The sequence below is a fragment of the Nostoc sp. UCD121 genome, from assembly GCF_014222285.1.
Lineage (GTDB): Bacteria > Cyanobacteriota > Cyanobacteriia > Cyanobacteriales > Nostocaceae > Nostoc.
In genome coordinates this window covers 1-849 of record NZ_JACKZS010000500.1, presented here as the reverse complement: position 1 = coordinate 849, position 849 = coordinate 1, and the positions used below count along the sequence as shown (strand labels likewise).

Here is an 849-nt window from a genome sequence, read left to right as displayed (position 1 = left end):
TCCCTGCTCCCTGCCCCCTGCCCCCTGCTCCCTTATGATTTGTATTGGTTGTCCATCAACGTTAATGAAGTTGGTGCGTAAAACCTCGTGGCGATGAATAATTTCTTGTAAGCTTTGTTCTAAGGCTGCAACATTAAGAGTTCCTATTAGACGCAAAGTTAAAGGTATATTATATAAGCCACCCAAAGGCTGTAACTGGTCTAAAAACCACAAGCGCTGTTGAGCATAAGACAGTGGTAATCGTACATTCTCTGCCCTTGCTAAGATGGGTGGTGTAAAAAGTTCTAAGTCCTGTTGTTGCAATTGCCCAATCGATTGCGCCAATTCTGCAATTGTTGCTCTTGCAAACAACTCGCGTAATGGTAGTTCCACTTTGAAAATGTTGCGGATACGTGAAAGCATTTGCGTTGCTAGTAACGAGTGTCCCCCAACTTCAAAGAAGTTATCATGTATGCCCACTCGCTCTAGTTTCAGCACTTGTGTCCAAATTTGTGCCAGCATTTCCTCAATGGGTGTGCGTGGGGGAACATATTTTTCTTTTTGTTCGCTTTGTAAATCCGGTGCTGGTAGGGCGCGGCGGTCTACTTTACCGTTGGGAGTTAGTGGCAAGGATTCCAGCAGCACAAAAGCATTTGGCATCATATACTCTGGGAGTTTTGTTTTCAGAGAGTGGCGTAGTTGGTCGATTGTGGGTGTACTTCGACTCCGCTCAGTACAAGTCACCTGTGGATACGGCACCACATAGGCGACGAGGCGCTTCTCTCCAGGGGTATCTTCACGAGCGATGACACAACATATCTGCACATCATCATGTCGGCTCAGTAATGCTTCGATTTCTCCCAACTCGAT

General features: G+C 46.2%; 1 protein-coding gene. It reads right to left on the bottom strand.

Annotation, left to right across the window (positions count from 1 at the left end; all coding sequences use genetic code 11):
* On the bottom strand, positions 1-849 hold an 849-nt coding region (locus GNF10_RS37175; RefSeq protein WP_260446391.1), incomplete at both ends, for a condensation domain-containing protein.